Source organism: Pseudomonas sp. TE3895 (assembly GCF_056278855.1).
This window is the reverse complement of the sequence record NZ_JBWBQE010000001.1, coordinates 1,092,603-1,107,237: the sequence shown is the minus strand read 5'-3', so window position 1 is coordinate 1,107,237 and position 14,635 is coordinate 1,092,603. Positions and strand designations below refer to the sequence as shown.

Annotated in this window: 15 protein-coding genes; 4 read left to right on the top strand and 11 right to left on the bottom strand. The window is 62.8% G+C overall.

The genetic code is table 11. From position 1 onward, the window contains the following. Positions 1-753 carry a slipin family protein gene (locus ACZ889_RS04850; RefSeq protein ID WP_064491757.1) on the top strand — a complete coding sequence of 251 codons (753 nt, stop codon included), beginning with the start codon at positions 1-3 and terminating at the stop codon, positions 751-753. Between the two features lie 48 nt (positions 754-801). On the opposite strand, the gene ACZ889_RS04845 is transcribed toward ACZ889_RS04850, so the two are convergent. From ACZ889_RS04845 to ACZ889_RS04835, 3 genes are all read right to left on the bottom strand, one after another. Next, entirely contained in the window at positions 802-1,434 is a 633-nt protein-coding gene (locus ACZ889_RS04845; RefSeq protein ID WP_476257209.1) for a LysE family transporter, read from the bottom strand. 99 nt (positions 1,435-1,533) lie between these two features. Beyond that, positions 1,534-2,121, bottom strand: a complete 588-nt coding sequence (locus tag ACZ889_RS04840; protein WP_003255880.1) for a mechanosensitive ion channel family protein — start codon at positions 2,119-2,121, stop codon at positions 1,534-1,536. Next, on the bottom strand, positions 2,121-4,031 hold the full coding sequence (locus ACZ889_RS04835) for an ATP-binding cassette domain-containing protein (RefSeq protein WP_100774345.1): 1,911 nt from the start codon (positions 4,029-4,031) through the stop codon (positions 2,121-2,123). The genes ACZ889_RS04840 and ACZ889_RS04835 overlap by 1 nt, the downstream gene beginning before the upstream one ends. Positions 4,032-4,081: 50 nt before the next feature. Here ACZ889_RS04835 and ACZ889_RS04830 point away from each other — a divergent pair, with 50 nt between their 5' ends. Further along, on the top strand, positions 4,082-4,561 hold the full coding sequence (locus ACZ889_RS04830; protein WP_476257208.1) for a TIGR02444 family protein: 480 nt from the start codon (positions 4,082-4,084) through the stop codon (positions 4,559-4,561). Here ACZ889_RS04830 and ACZ889_RS04825 read toward each other — a convergent pair. Then, positions 4,540-5,664 carry an AlgP family protein gene (locus ACZ889_RS04825; RefSeq protein ID WP_476257207.1) on the bottom strand — a complete coding sequence of 375 codons (1,125 nt, stop codon included), beginning with the start codon at positions 5,662-5,664 and terminating at the stop codon, positions 4,540-4,542. The genes ACZ889_RS04830 and ACZ889_RS04825 overlap by 22 nt on opposite strands. Before the next feature lie 178 nt (positions 5,665-5,842). Here ACZ889_RS04825 and ACZ889_RS04820 point away from each other — a divergent pair, with 178 nt between their 5' ends. Continuing rightward, positions 5,843-6,481, top strand: a complete 639-nt coding sequence (locus ACZ889_RS04820) for an FKBP-type peptidyl-prolyl cis-trans isomerase (protein ID WP_003255886.1) — start codon at positions 5,843-5,845, stop codon at positions 6,479-6,481. An 8-nt stretch (positions 6,482-6,489) separates the two neighbouring features. On the opposite strand, the gene ACZ889_RS04815 is transcribed toward ACZ889_RS04820, so the two are convergent. The 7 genes from ACZ889_RS04815 to ACZ889_RS04785 form a co-directional block, all read right to left on the bottom strand. Then, positions 6,490-6,960: an Rsd/AlgQ family anti-sigma factor gene (locus ACZ889_RS04815; protein ID WP_003255887.1), complete on the bottom strand. Its 471-nt coding sequence runs from the start codon at positions 6,958-6,960 to the stop codon at positions 6,490-6,492. Between the two features lie 231 nt (positions 6,961-7,191). Continuing rightward, complete coding sequence (locus tag ACZ889_RS04810) at positions 7,192-7,698, bottom strand: disulfide bond formation protein B (RefSeq protein ID WP_004576400.1); 507 nt, start codon at positions 7,696-7,698, stop codon at positions 7,192-7,194. Positions 7,699-7,920: 222 nt separating this feature from the next. Then, complete coding sequence (locus ACZ889_RS04805; RefSeq protein ID WP_230064770.1) at positions 7,921-9,159, bottom strand: heme biosynthesis protein HemY; 1,239 nt, start codon at positions 9,157-9,159, stop codon at positions 7,921-7,923. Next, a complete protein-coding gene (locus tag ACZ889_RS04800) occupies positions 9,156-10,256 on the bottom strand; it encodes a uroporphyrinogen-III C-methyltransferase (protein ID WP_003255892.1) in 1,101 nt (366 codons plus the stop codon). Before ACZ889_RS04800 ends, ACZ889_RS04805 begins: the two co-directional genes overlap by 4 nt. Before the next feature lie 45 nt (positions 10,257-10,301). Next, positions 10,302-11,069 (bottom strand): uroporphyrinogen-III synthase, encoded by a 768-nt coding sequence (locus ACZ889_RS04795; RefSeq protein ID WP_003255894.1) that lies wholly within the window; start codon positions 11,067-11,069, stop codon positions 10,302-10,304. Next, positions 11,066-12,007, bottom strand: coding sequence for a hydroxymethylbilane synthase (gene hemC / locus ACZ889_RS04790; protein WP_003255895.1), 942 nt, complete (start codon positions 12,005-12,007; stop codon positions 11,066-11,068). Before hemC ends, ACZ889_RS04795 begins: the two co-directional genes overlap by 4 nt. A 118-nt stretch (positions 12,008-12,125) precedes the next feature. Continuing rightward, complete coding sequence (locus ACZ889_RS04785; RefSeq protein WP_003255896.1) at positions 12,126-12,869, bottom strand: LytR/AlgR family response regulator transcription factor; 744 nt, start codon at positions 12,867-12,869, stop codon at positions 12,126-12,128. A gap of 297 nt (positions 12,870-13,166) precedes the next feature. Between ACZ889_RS04785 and argH the strand changes: the two genes are divergently transcribed. Further along, positions 13,167-14,561: an argininosuccinate lyase gene (gene argH, locus ACZ889_RS04780; protein ID WP_003255897.1), complete on the top strand. Its 1,395-nt coding sequence runs from the start codon at positions 13,167-13,169 to the stop codon at positions 14,559-14,561. Positions 14,562-14,635: the final 74 nt, after the last annotated feature.

Below are 14,635 nucleotides of genomic sequence, written 5' to 3'. Positions count from 1 at the left end.
ATGTTCATGCAAGTCGGTTTCGGCGCCGTTCTGATTGTGCTGGCCATGCTGGTGCTGTCGGCGTTTCGCATCCTGCGCGAATACGAGCGCGGCGTGGTGTTCCAACTGGGGCGCTTCTGGCAGGTCAAAGGGCCGGGGCTGATCCTGTTGATCCCGGTGATCCAGCAAATGGTACGGGTCGACCTGCGTACAGTGGTACTGGATGTGCCGCCGCAGGATGTGATCACCCGAGACAACGTTTCGGTCAAGGTCAACGCAGTGTTGTACTTTCGCGTGCTCGACCCGCAGAAAGCGATCATTCAGGTCGAGGATTTTCTGGTAGCGACCAGCCAGCTGGCCCAAACAACCCTGCGGGCGGTGCTGGGCAAACACGAGCTGGATGAGCTGTTGGCAGAACGCGAGCAACTGAACATGGACATCCGCCAGGTGCTGGACGCGCAGACGGATGCCTGGGGCATCAAGGTGGCCAACGTCGAGATCAAGCACGTTGACCTGAACGAGTCGATGGTACGCGCCATCGCCCGCCAGGCCGAGGCCGAGCGCGAACGTCGGGCCAAGGTGATTCATGCCGAGGGTGAACTGCAGGCGTCGGAGAAACTGATGCAAGCCGCGCAAATGCTGAGCAAGGAGCCGGGGGCGATGCAGTTGCGCTATATGCAGACGCTGGGGACGATTGCCGGGGACAAGAGCTCGACCATCGTCTTCCCGCTGCCGATAGATCTGCTGAAGGGGTTGGTGGACAAGGAGAAATAGTGATGGGCCAATCGCGGGTTTGCCCGCGAATGGCCTGTATGCGGTCTGTCAGACCGGCGCGCGGCGCAAGGTCGCCAGGAAGGTGGCTGCACCAATGAACAACCCGGCAAAGGTGCGGTTCAAACGCTTTTGCTGTTTGGGCGTGCGCAACATGCGCAACACATGCGAAGCCAACCCGGTGTACCCCGCCATCACCAGCAGGTCGACAGTGACCATGGTCACGGTGATCGCCACATATTGCGGCAGCAGCGGCGCATGGGGATTGAGAAACTGCGGCAGCACCGCCAGCATGAACACCAGCGCCTTGGGGTTGCTGATGTTGACCAGAAAACCACGGAACACCAGACTCAGCGGCTTGCCGATCAGGCGCACGCCTGATTCATCGCTCATGTCCATCGGCAGGGCACGCCACTGCTTGTAGGCCAGGTACACAAGGTAGGCGACGCCAAACCACTTGATGACCTGGAACGCCGTGGCCGAGGCGGCCAGGACGGCACCGACGCCGGCGGCGATGATGGCGATCTGCATGATCAGGCCCAGCTGCAGGCCCAGGGCGTTCCAGTAACCACGCCAGAAGCCGTATTGCAGGCCGCTGGACATCGAGGCAATCGCCCCGGCACCGGGTGAAAGGCTGATCACCCAGCAGGCGGCAAAAAAGCCTAACCATACTTCCATCGACATCACACACCTCGCTCGAACATTTGTTGCAAAACGTTAAGCTAAGGTTTTGGCGAAAAAATAACCAGTGATTTCTGATGGATTTGTGGGGCCAGTGCAGGCTCAGTCCGCTTCGGCAGCTGTTTCTTTGTGCAGGGCCTGTACCTCGGCCCCGCGCCAGCGCCGCACCGACTTCTGGAAGAACTGACTATTGGGCACCTGCACCAGCGCCCCGCCCGCTTCGGGCACTTCCAGCAGGGTGGTAAACAGCAGGTTGATAGCGATCACCCGGCCTTTCACGCCTGGCTTGTCGAGGGTGTCGACCAGCTCGACCACATCGCCGATGCGAAACGGCCCGACCGTGAAGATCAACACCGCGCACAACAGGTTGGACAGCACGCTCCACATGGCGAAGAAGGCCACCGCCGCTACCGCTACGAAGCCGGAAAGTGCTGTCCACAACACGGTCGCCGAAACACCCATGCGCTCCAGCACGAACAGCAGCGCGCTGCCCATGATCAGCCAGCGCAGCCCACCGCGCACAGGCACCAGCAACTCCGGCGGCAACGGGTAACGCTGGCCCAGGCGGCTCAACCCGCGAGCAATGATGCGCTGCAGGACGAACGCCGCGGCCAGGATCAAGAGGATCTGCAAACCCAGCCAGAAGGTGTCCATCCATTGCCCTGGCAGCAGCGAACGCAGTTCCTCCATCAGGACAACGCCTCGAGTTCGGCCTGCATGCTTTCTAGGGTTTCCAGCGCTTCCATCCAGGCCTCTTCCAGCTCGCCTTCGCGTTGCTTGAGCTTGGTCTGGCGCGCCAGCAGGTCGCGCAACTCGTCCTTGCGCGCCGCCTCGTAAAGGCCACCATCACCCAGCGCGGTCTCGATCTCGGCCAATTGCGCGTGCACCTGGTTGAGCTCGGTTTCCAGCTTGTCGGCAGCCTTCTTGTGCGGTGCCAACTGCTGACGCAAGGCTGCGGCAGCCTGGCGCTGGGCTTTCTTGTCGGTCTTGTCCGGGTTGGCCGGTGCAGTACTGGCCGGCGCACTGCGCTGGCGGTACTCGACCAGCCAGCGGCTGTAGTCCTCCAGGTCACCGTCGAAGGTGTCGACCTTGCCGTCGGCCACCAGCAGGAAGTCGTCCGTGGTGCTCTTGAGCAAATGACGGTCGTGGGACACCACCACCACTGCACCGGCAAACTCCTGCAAGGCCATGGTCAGTGCCAGACGCATTTCCAGGTCCAGGTGGTTGGTCGGTTCGTCAAGCAGCAGCAGGTTTGGCCGCTCCCAGGCAATCAGCGCAAGTGCCAGGCGAGCCTTTTCGCCACCGGAGAAGTTAACCACTGGCTCGTCGCAGCGGGCACCGTGGAAGTCGAAGCCGCCGAGGAAGTCGCGCAGCGTCTGCTCACGCTCGGTAGGGGCGATGCGCTGCAGGTGCAGCAGCGGGCTGGCCTTGTCGTCCAGCGAGTCCAACTGGTGCTGAGCAAAGTAGCCTACAGCCAGGTTCTCGCCACGAACCAGACGGCCCGACAACGGCTCCAGCTCACCTGCAAGGTTCTTGATCAGGGTCGACTTGCCGGCGCCGTTGGGCCCAAGCAGACCAATACGAGCGCCTGGGGTGAGCTGCAGTTTGACCTTGTCGAGGATGGCCTTGTCGCCATAACCCAGGCTACCTTCGGAAAGGCTCAGCAATGGGCTGGAAATTTTCTGCGATTCACGGAAGACAAAGTCGAACGGCGAATCGACATGCGCCGCCGACAGCTCTTCCATGCGCTCCAGGGCCTTGATTCGGCTTTGCGCCTGGCGGGCCTTGGTGGCTTGCGCCTTGAAGCGGGCAATGTACTTCTCCATGTGCGCGCGCTGCGCCTGCTGCTTCTCGTAGGCCTGCTGCTGCTGCGCCAGGCGCTCGGCACGGGTGCGCTCAAAGGCGGTGTAGCCGCCTTTGTACAAGTTGAGCTTGCGTTGCTCGACGTGCAGCACATGGTCGACCACGGCATCGAGGAAGTCACGGTCGTGGGAGATCAGCAACAACGTGCCGGGGTAGCCCTTGAGCCAGTCTTCCAGCCACAGGATCGCGTCGAGGTCGAGGTGGTTGGTGGGCTCGTCGAGCAGCAACAGGTCGGACGGGCACATCAGTGCCTGGGCCAGGTTCAGGCGCATCCGCCAGCCACCAGAGAAATCGCCGACACGGCGGTCCATCTGTTCGTTGGTGAAGCCCAGCCCAGCCAGCAACTTGCGCGCACGGGCATCGGCGGTATAGCCGTCGGCGCTTTCCAGCTCACTGTGCAGGCGCGCCAGGGCGGTGCCGTCGTGGGCGTGCTCGGCCGCGGCCAGTTCGGCCTGGACCTTGCGCAGGCGCACGTCGCCGTCAAGCACATAGTCCACAGCCAGGCGGTCGAGGGTGTCGACCTCTTGGCGCATGTGGGCGATGCGCCAGTCGCCGGGCAGTTGGCAGTCACCGGCATCGGGCGACAGCTCACCACGCAGCAAGGCGAACAGGCTGGATTTTCCGGCGCCGTTGGCGCCGATCAGGCCGGCCTTGTGACCGGCGTGCAGGGTCATCTCGGCGCCTTCTAGCAAGCGCTGCGGACCACGCTGTAAAGTGAGGTTGGATAGTCTGATCATGATGGTCGCGGAGTCTACCAGCTTCCTCGGCCCATAGCGCGAGTGGAACCATGCACACCGACCTGTGGAATTACGCCCTGGCCCTGTATGCCAGGCCCGGCGTGGAAGCCGCCTGCCTTGAATTGCAGGCACTGGGTGGCGATGTCTGCCTGCTGCTGTGCGCGACCTGGCTGCAAGCACGTGGTGTGGCCGTACTGGGCGAACGCGCGCAAGCACTGCAAGAACTTGCCGAGCCCTGGCAGCGTGACGTGGTCACTCCGCTACGCAGCCTGCGCCAGCAATGGCGAGCCACAGCATCGGGTGATACACAACTGGCGGCATTACGTGAGCAGGTGAAGGGGTTGGAGTTGCGGGCTGAAAAAGCCTTGCTGGAGCGCTTGCAGGAACGCTCACAACAGTGGCCCGTGGGCTCCCATGAGCCCGCGGACGACTGGCTGGCCCGGCTGGCACCGGACCAGGCTCTGCATCATGACGCGCTAGTTCAGTTGCGCGTCGCAGCGGCTGCGCTTCAGGACGCCGAAGGTGCCTGAGCCGGAGTACTCACAGGTGCCGACGGTGCAGCAGCAGGCGGGCTCACCGAGTTGGTTGTGGCCGCCGGTGGTGTAGCGGGCTTGGCTTCAGCAGGCTTAGCAGCGGGTTTGGCGGCCGTGCGTGCAGGTGCCTTGGCGGCAGCTGGTTTTGCGGCCGGCTTGGCAGCAGGGGCTTTGGCAGCTGGCTTGGCCGCAGGTTTGGCTGCAGGCTTGGCAGCAGCGGTCGCCTTAGCAGCCGGTTTGGCTGCAGGCTTGGCAGCAGCGGTCGCCTTGGCAGCCGGTTTGGCCGCAGGCTTGGCGGCAGCGGTCGCCCTGGCAGCCGGTTTGGCTGCAGGCTTGGCGGCAGCGGTCGCCTTGGCAGCTGGTTTGGCTGCAGGCTTGGCGGCAGCGGTCGCCTTGGCAGCTGGTTTGGCCGCAGGCTTGGCGGCAGCGGTCGCCCTGGCGGCTGGTTTGGCCGCAGGCTTGGCGGCAGCGGTCGCCTTGGCAGCTGGTTTGGCCGCAGGCTTGGCGGCAGCGGTCGCCCTGGCGGCTGGTTTGGCCGCAGGCTTGGCGGCAGCGGTCGCCTTGGCAGCTGGTTTGGCCGCAGGCTTGGCAGCAGCGGTCGCCCTGGCGGCTGGTTTGGCCGCAGGCTTGGCGGCAGCGGTCGCCTTGGCAGCTGGTTTGGCCGCAGGCTTGGCAGCAGCGGGCTTGGTGGGTTTAGCCGCACGCAGATCAAGGGCCTTGGCTGCAGCTTCGCGTACCTTGCCTACACCCTGAGCCAGCTTGAGGCTGTCCTGAGCATCGCGTTTGAGTTGCTGAATGTAAGAGCGAGTCTGGGTTTGACGTTCCTTTAGAGACTCGAGCAGTTCTTCAAGTTCACCGATGGCTTTTTGCGCCTTGCTTTGCGCCTTGGCTTTACCTGCCTTGGCCGCGTCTTGCAGTTTCAGGCGACCGTTGTGCAGTTTTTCCTGCGCCTTGCCACGCTGCTTTTCCAACTTCGCCAGCAGTTTTTCCGCATCAGCCAGCGCTTGCGAGCAGGCCTCTTCCAAGTGTTCGAGCAAGCTGCCCGAAAGTTGCTGGAGCAGGTGTAACGGCGTACTTACTGGCTTCTTTTTGGCCGACATGGTTTACCTCCTGGCTGACGAGATTGCGGCTCATACTATGCTTCTGCTGCTACCGCCGCTAGGGCATGTTGACCGTAATGTTTACGCCGCGTTGCATGCCTGGGCAAAGTTGTTATCTTGCAGCTGCGTGAAAGTGTAGTTGCTGAATTAATCATTGCTGGTATTTGGGAGTCAGGCGTTGCCTCGATATCTTGTTTTGGGTTTATGCCTGATGGCACCGCTCGCCTTGGCCGACAACGACGAACACGATTTGGCCTACAGCCTGGGTGCCAGCCTGGGTGAACGCCTGCGCCAGGAGATGCCGGGCTTGCAGCTGGATGCACTGGTCGAAGGCCTGAAGCAGTCTTATCAGGGGCAACCCCTGAAACTCGACAAGGCACGCATGCACGCGGTGCTGCAGCAGCATGAAGCCCAGGAAGGCGACGCCGCTGTGCAAAAGCTGCAGGCCGCCGAAACGCGTTTCATGGCTAATGAACGTGGGCGTTATGGGGTGCACGAACTAACGGAAGGTGTGCTGTACAGCGAATTGCAGGCAGGCACGGGTGCACAGCCAAAAGCGGGCGGCAAAGTGCAGGTGCGCTATGTGGGCAGATTGCCGGATGGCTCAGTATTCGACCAAAACCAGACCCCCCAATGGTTCAACCTGGATTCGGTTATCGAAGGCTGGCAGGTCGCCTTGCCGAAAATGCACACCGGCGCCAAGTGGCGCCTGGTAATTCCTTCAGCGCAAGCCTATGGCGCCGAGGGGGCGGGAGACCTGATTGCACCCTACACCCCCTTGGTATTCGAGATCGAACTGCTGGCGGTTGGCGACTGACGCCAACCTCAGGCCTGCACTGCACCCTCTTCTTTGTGTGCGTTGTGCAGCACTTCGATCAGGCAGTCTTCAAGCTCGAAGCGCTCATGCAACAACCCGCCCAATTTGGCCAGCTTCTCGGCAAAGCGTTCGGTGTCCTTGCACTCCCCCTTGGTGCAATGGTCATTGAAGGCCAGTGCGATCTGAGTACTGTCGTTGATCCGTGGGTTGATCTCTTCGGCCAGCTTCAGCGCCTTCTTGTCTCCGAACGCCTTGGCCTCGCTGACCAGTTGCTCGCAGACTTCGAAGTGCCACGCCGAAACGTAGTCGACCAGAAGGGCGCAAAAGTCCCCGTTGGTGTCCTTGTCGGCGAAGGCTGGCCTCACATCGCGCAGGGCGCGAAAAGCCTGCACCAGTTCCTGGCGCTCCTCCAGCCAACGGTCGATCAGCTTGTGAACCCCACCCCAGCGTTCCTGGGCGTTCTGACAACTATCGAGCATGGCGATCTCTTCCCTTCTGGGTAGATGCCGCTGCACCTCGCACCACGACCGCGCAGCACAAAGGTGACATCAGCAGGACGGCATCGAGCAGTTGTTTTTCCGGTATGCGTGCTGGGAGATTATTCCCGCGCGTGCTGCCCTTCAAGGTACGCAGCACACAAAGTTCATACAAGTGTTTAATACCCTGTTACATCACCATTGGTCGCGCTAATGGCACAACCTTGCGCCAGGTCATGTTCTTGCCAGGGTGCGGAAACGATACGCCAGCAGGCAACTCAAGGGCACCACCGCCAGCAGCAGGAAGGCTAACAGGCTCCATTCCGGCAGTGTCAGATCGAGAAAGCTCCAGGCAAGCGAACGACAATCCGGGCCACCCAGCAACAGTTGCCGTGCCGCCTCACCCCAGGATTGCTCGAACACTCGCCCGATCGGCACCGGGCATACCTCATTGACCCCCTCAGCCCCCTGCAACCAGACATGCCGTGCTGCCAGCAATGCGCCGGCCAGCGAGCAGCCCAGCACCAGGCGAGCATAACGAAGGATGCCCCGCGTGCCCGGCGCCTGCAGCACGGCTGCGAAGCACAGCAGCGCGTACACGCCAAGCAGCAACCGTTGGCTGAGGCACAACGGGCACGGCATCAGCCCCACTGTGTTTTCCAGACGGAAAGACGCAACCAGTACCGCCAGTGCAACCAGGCAGGCAGGAAGAAAAAAGGTGCGCAAACGGGCCGGCAGCATGGGCGGTGAAGGTCCCGGGGAAGAAGTAGTGGCTTGAAACGGTAGAGGAAAGACACGCTTTGTTTCAAGGCACGACAGCAACGACAAGTCACTGAATCGCGTAGGAAATTTCCAGATACGCCGTAGGAGGCGACGGAAGAAATGGACTTCAGATCAAACTGACAGCGAAAGATAAATTACCTGCCCCCAAAGCCCGCACCTTTGCGCGGGCCTTGGGGTAGGTCAGGCGCGTACGCCTTCTGGCAAAGGCAGCGCCAGCAGGCGCTCGTCCAGCAGGCCAAGGCCCTCCTGGAACAGCTGGTTGCTGCGCTCGGTCTCGCCCAGCCCCGCGAGCAGGCGGGCCAGCTCTGCACAGGCCTCGGGGTTGCGCTCCATGCGCAGGCTGCTTTCCAGGTAGTCACGCGCCTTGCCCCACAAGCGGTTTTGCAGGCTTAGACGGCCCAGGGTCAGCAGCAGGCTGGCGTCTTGCGGGTGAGCCTTGAGCCAACCTTCAGCGGTTTGCAGCTGACGCGCCGGGTCATCACCACGCACCAGGCCGTAAAGACGGGCCAGGTGGCTTTCGTAGTCGCGCTTGAGGGCCGTGCGCAGCACCTGTTCGGCCTCGTTCTGGGCACCTACCTGGCGCAATTGCTCGGCGTACGCCAGCACCAGTTGCGGCTCCTGGCGCTGGGCTGCGGTCAACTGCTGCCAGGCACGCTCCAAGGATTGGCGTGCACTGTGCGCATCTTCGCCACGGGTGGTCGCCAGGCTCAGGTTCTGGCCCCAGGCGCGTTGTTCCAGAGCAGCCAGCTCGGCGGCGGGCAGCACTTTACCCTTGCGCAGGTCGGGCATCAGGCGGATCAGTGCAGACCAGTCGCCGCGCTCCACGTAAAGGCGTTGCAGCAAGCGCAGCACCTGGCCGTTGTGCGGGTGGCGTTCCTGCATGGCCAGCAGGGTTTCCAGGGCCCCATCGTTTTCGCCACGGTCCATTTGCAACTGGGCATGGGTCAGGGCAATGGCCAGCTCCGCTTGCGGCTGGCGCTCCAGGGCACGCTCCAGCAGGTTGTCGCTGTCTTCGGTACGACCTTGCTCGTTGGCAGCACGCGCGGCACCAAGGTAGTACAGCAACGGTTGGCGCTCAGCCTCGGCGGCACGGTGCAAGTGCCGTTGGGCACTGGCCCAGCGGCCTTCGGCAAGATCAAGCTGGCCCTGTTCGATCGCCAGGCGGATACGTCGGCTGCGGTTACGCCGTGACCACGGGTTGACCACACCACTGGAAGTCAGCACCAGGCCGACCAGATAGCGCAGCAACCACAGCAGCAGGACGACCGCCAAAATACCCGCCAAGGCTGCCCACAGCCCCGACTGATAACGGAAGCCACCATAGGAAATCAGTACATAGCCGCTGTGCTTGGCGACCGCGATGCCCAGTGCCGCAGCAACCACGATCGCAAGCACGGCCAACAGGTAGACACGCTTCATGGCTTGCCCCCTTCAGCCTCGGCCGGCAGGTGACGGCGCTGAATATAGGCCTGCACTGCCGCCAGGCTTTCACTAAGGTCAGGGGTAACCACCGACACCGGCTGATCGGCCAACGCATTGAGGCTGTCGAGCATGGCCTTGCTTTGCGGGTTGTCTGCATTGAAGTTGGCCAGCAGTACGCTGCGGGCGTCGTCCAGCGCCTGCGTGTAAACCTTGGCATCACCATTGAGCGCCGCCCACTGGGCCTGCTCGATAGTCAGGCTCAGGGCCAGGCGCAGCTGGTTCAGTTGCTGCCCGGCCAGCAACGGACGCACGTTTTCATCAGCGTTGAAGTCGATCTGGAAGTACTTGGATATTTCTGCCCACCACTGCGACAGCCTGCTGGCACCATCACCGTCGGCGGTCAGGGCGCCAAGCGCATCGGCGTTACTGTCAAACTCGGGGGACTGGGCGCTCAACTGCTGTACCAGCTCACGCTGCGCAGCCAGCTTCAAGAACAGGCCTGTGCGGTCCGGTTGCTGAGTGCTGTTGAGCGTGGCCAGGCTGCGTGCCAGTTGCTCGCGGGCGGCGAAGGCACCCGGGTCGCTCTGCTCGCGCAGGATCTCGTCGGCGCCTTCGACCAAGGCTTTGGCACTGGTGATGTCCTGCAACGCGGAAAGGCGCAGGGTAGCCAAGCGCAGGAGGTGCTCGGCTTCGGCCAGGCGCCACTCTTTGCGGCTTTCTCCCAGCACGGTTTCCAGGCGCTGACTGAGCCGCTGCTGGTCGCCCTGCAGTTGGGCTACCAAACGCCGGCGGTCTTCCAGCTCGCTGGCGGCTGGCAGACTGGCCAGTTGCGCACTGATCTGCTGTTCACGTTGCTGCAACGCCTCGGCGCGCTGGGTCAGCGCCTCGATGTGCTGGCCCTGGTTGAACTCACTGCCCTGCAGTTGACGCACCTGCCAGACACCCCAGCCACCTACCGCCACCCCGGCCGCACCCAGCAGCAAGGCCAACGCTGCCAGGCCACTGCCGGAGCGCTTGGCAGGTGGGGTGGTAACGGGTTCCGCAGGCGCCTGTGCCGACGGTTGATCGTTATTGGACAAGACAGTCTCGCTCACGTATCCATCCTTTGCATGGGGGCGCACCGCATTCAGCTTAGCGCCTTAAGAGGCAGGTGCAGCGCTACGCTGCACGGCTGCCAGCAAGGCCGTGGCACTGGCGCCACGGCAATCCACAACCTGTTGGGCCCCGGCGGCCTTGGCCTGCTCGGCGACCCGCGGGCTGGGCACGAACAGCGGCAACTGGGCCAGCCGCAGCCAATCGGCACCGGCCATCTGCTGCAAATGTTCAAAACCCTGCCCACTGCTGACCACCAGGCCATTGAGGCGTTCCGCTTCAATGCGGCGCATCAGCGTACCCGCCGGGTAGGCTGGCAGGCAGCGACGATACAGTTCCAGATATTCGACACTAGCACCTTGCTCTGCAAGACGCTCTGCCAGCAGTTCGCGACCTCCGACGCCGCGAACGATCAAGACACGCGGTGCCGGCTCGGTAAGTGCCTGGCGCAGGGCCGGCAATGCCAGCAAGGCTTCGCTGTCATCGCCACGCGGCGGAAAGCTTACCTCCAGCCCTGCACCCTGCAGCACCCCAGCGGTTGCCTCACCTACGGTGAACCAGCCTCGCTGCGGAGGCTGGATGCTGGTCTCGGCCAGATGCTCAAGCAACAGCCGGGCGGCCGGCTTGCTGACCACAATGATCGCCTGGAAGTCATGCAAGCCCTCCAGCGACAGTCGCTGTGGGGCTTGCACGGTAATAGGTTCAATTTCCAGCAGTGGCAGGCAACTGCTGCCCACTCCCGCTGCCGCCAGGCTTTGCGCCAGCGCCGCGCAGTCCTCGGCAGGCCGGGTCAGCAACAGGCGCCATTGGCTCACGGGTGACCGGCCTCGCCGTAGACTTCCTTCAGAATGGCCTCGGCGCCCTGCCCCAGCAGGTCTTCGGCCACCTGTACGCCCAGGGCCTCGGCAGCGGCACGGGGTGCACGGGCATCGGCCACCAGCAAGGTCCCGCCGCTAGGCTGGCCGACCAGGCCGCGCAGCCACAGCTGGTCACCTTCAAGTACCGCGTAGCAGGCGATCGGCACTTGGCAGCCACCATTCAGGCGTTTGTTCAGCGCGCGCTCGGCGATCACCCGGTCAGCGGTGTCGACATGGTGCAGTGGCGCCAGCAGTGCATGGATCTCAACGTCGGCACTGCGGCACTCGATGCCCACCGCGCCCTGACCACCTGCCGGCAGGCTGTCATCGACGCTGATGGTGGAGGTGATGCGGTCCTCGAAGCCCAGACGGATCAGGCCCGCCGCGGCGAGGATGATGGCGTCGTACTCGCCGGCATCCAGCTTCGCCAGGCGGGTGTTGACGTTGCCGCGCAGAAAACGGATTTGCAGGTCCGGGCGGCGCGCCAGTAACTGGGCCTGACGGCGCAGGCTTGAGGTACCGACGATACTGCCGGCGGGCAGCGCTTCGAGGCTGTCAAAGGTATTGGAAACGAAGGCATCACGCGGGTCTTCACGCTCGCAGATGCAGTACAGGCCCAGGCCCTCGGGGAAGTCCATGGGCACGTCTTTCATCGAGTGCACGGCGATGTCGGCTTCGTTGTCCAACAGCGCGGTTTCCAGTTCCTTGACGAACAGCCCCTTGCCGCCGATTTTTGCCAGCGGCGCGTCAAGCAACTTGTCACCGCGGCTGACCATGGGCACCAGGGTCACCTGCAGACCGGTGTGGGCCTGCTCGAGGCGGGCCTTGACGTATTCGGCCTGCCACAGGGCCAAAGCACTTTTACGGGTGGCAATGCGGATTTCGCGAGTGGACATGAAACGCCCCGATCCAGAGAAATACCGCCGATCATAACAGCATCGCCGGTATCGCTTGCAGATACGGATCAACAGGCCACACACAGTCAGGTGCAGGAGCGGCCCGAGTCCAAGGGCCTCAGAGGGTCTGCATCATCTTGCGCACACCGGCCACATGGCGACGGCTGACGGTCAAGGCATCGCCGTCCAGGCCTTTCAGATACAGCTGAAAGTGCCCCAGCGGGGTGCGCTGCAAGCGTTCGATGCGCTCGCGGGCGACCAACGCATTGCGATGGATGCGCACGAAGCGTTCGCCGAATTCGTCTTCCAGGGCTTTGAGTGGCTCGTCAAGCAGCACCTCCCCGGTTTCGTGACGCAAGGTCACATACTTGTGGTCGGCAATGAAATAGATCACCTGGGATAAAGGGATCAGTTCGATGCCTTTACGCGTGCGGGCACTTATATGGCTGCGAGGGCCGCCGCCTTCATTGGCCGGCCGGGTAAGCGCCGCCAATTGGGCGCGGTTGGGTTTTTCGGCCTTGCGCAAGGCATCGCGCAAGGCCTGGGCCTGGAAGGGCTTGGTCACATGGCTGAGGGTACTGTCCTTGAATGCCTCTGCACCGTATTCATCATCCCCGGAGCAAAACACCACCGCCGGCGGCGCCTCGCGTTCGCACAGGCGAGCGGCAACCTGCAGGCCATCCAGGCCTGGCATGCCGATGTCCAGCAGGACCACATCGGGCTTGAGGCTTTCAATCAGCGCCAAGGCCTCATCGCCGTTGGTGGCGCTGGGCTCCAGCACAGTGTAACCCTCCAGTTCGCCGAGCAGCCGGCTGAGGCGTTCACGGCCTTGGGGTTCGTCATCAACGATCAGGACATTCATAATTGCGCTGGATTCCTGAATGAGTCTCGCACAGGTATAGCGTAGACAGGTGTGGTTCGAGCGACACTGCGGTCACGCTCTAGACCGGTGCGATGGCCAAAGATTCACTCGGCCCGGCAGATTCACTGCCAGTCCTTTGTCCAACTGTAGACGGTCCGTGGAACACTGCCGTTCATTCCTTGAAATCCTTCTATGCGATTTTCCGGGCATTTCTCTCGACCGGCGCCCTGCGGCAGCCAGCCCAACCCTGCTATCATCGACGCCACTTTTTCGTTCACGCCTGCAATGAGTGAATCCATGAGCACCGACAAGACCAATCAGTCCTGGGGCGGCCGCTTCAGTGAGCCCGTCGACGCCTTCGTCGCCCGTTTCACCGCCTCGGTAGATTTCGACAAGCGCCTGTACCGTCACGACATCATGGGTTCGATTGCCCATGCCACCATGCTGGCGCAGGTCGGCGTGCTCAGTGATGCCGAGCGCGACACCATCATCGATGGCCTGAAAACCATCCAGGGCGAGATTGAAGCCGGCAACTTCGACTGGCGTGTCGACCTTGAAGACGTGCACATGAACATCGAAGCACGCCTGACCGACCGCATCGGCATCACCGGCAAGAAGCTGCACACCGGCCGTAGCCGCAACGACCAGGTGGCCACCGACATCCGCCTTTGGCTGCGCGACGAAATCGACCTGATCCTGGGCGAAATCACCCGCCTGCAGCAGGGCCTGCTGGAGCAGGCAGAGCGTGAAGCCGAAACCATCATGCCTGGTTTCACCCACCTGCAGACGGCGCAGCCGGTCACCTTTGGCCACCACCTGCTGGCGTGGTTCGAAATGCTCAGCCGCGACTATGAGCGCCTGGTCGACTGCCGCAAGCGCACCAACCGCATGCCACTGGGCAGCGCCGCGCTGGCCGGCACCACCTACCCGATCGACCGTGAACTGACCTGCAAGCTGCTGGGCTTTGAAGCCGTGGCCGGCAACTCGCTGGATGGCGTGTCGGACCGTGATTTCGCCATCGAATTCTGCGCCGCTGCCAGCGTGGCGATGATGCACCTTTCGCGCTTCTCCGAAGAGCTGGTGCTGTGGACCAGCGCGCAGTTCCAGTTCATCGACCTTCCGGACCGCTTCTGCACCGGCAGCTCGATCATGCCGCAGAAAAAGAACCCGGACGTGCCAGAGCTGGTACGTGGCAAGAGCGGCCGCGTGTTCGGCGCCCTGACCGGCCTGCTGACCCTGATGAAAGGCCAACCACTGGCCTACAACAAGGACAACCAGGAAGACAAGGAACCGCTGTTCGACGCCGCCGATACACTGCGCGACTCGCTGCGGGCCTTCGCTGACATGATCCCGGCGATCAAGCCCAAGCACGCCATCATGCGTGAAGCGGCCCTGCGCGGCTTCTCCACCGCGACCGACCTGGCCGACTACCTGGTTCGCCGTGGCCTGCCGTTCCGTGACTGCCACGAGATCGTTGGCCACGCGGTGAAGTATGGTGTGGACACTGGCAAGGACCTGGCCGAGATGAGCCTGGACGAACTGCGCCAGTTCAGCGACCAGATCGAGCAGGACGTGTTTGCCGTGCTGACTCTGGAAGGCTCGGTGAATGCGCGTGACCACATTGGTGGTACGGCGCCGGCGCAGGTGCGTGCTGCCGTGGTTCGTGGCAAGGCCCTGTTGGCGTCTCGCTAACTCCCGGGGCGAGGCCTTCGCCCTCGTTCGCGGGTAAACCCGCTCCTACAACGGTTGTACCTGTAGGGGCGGGT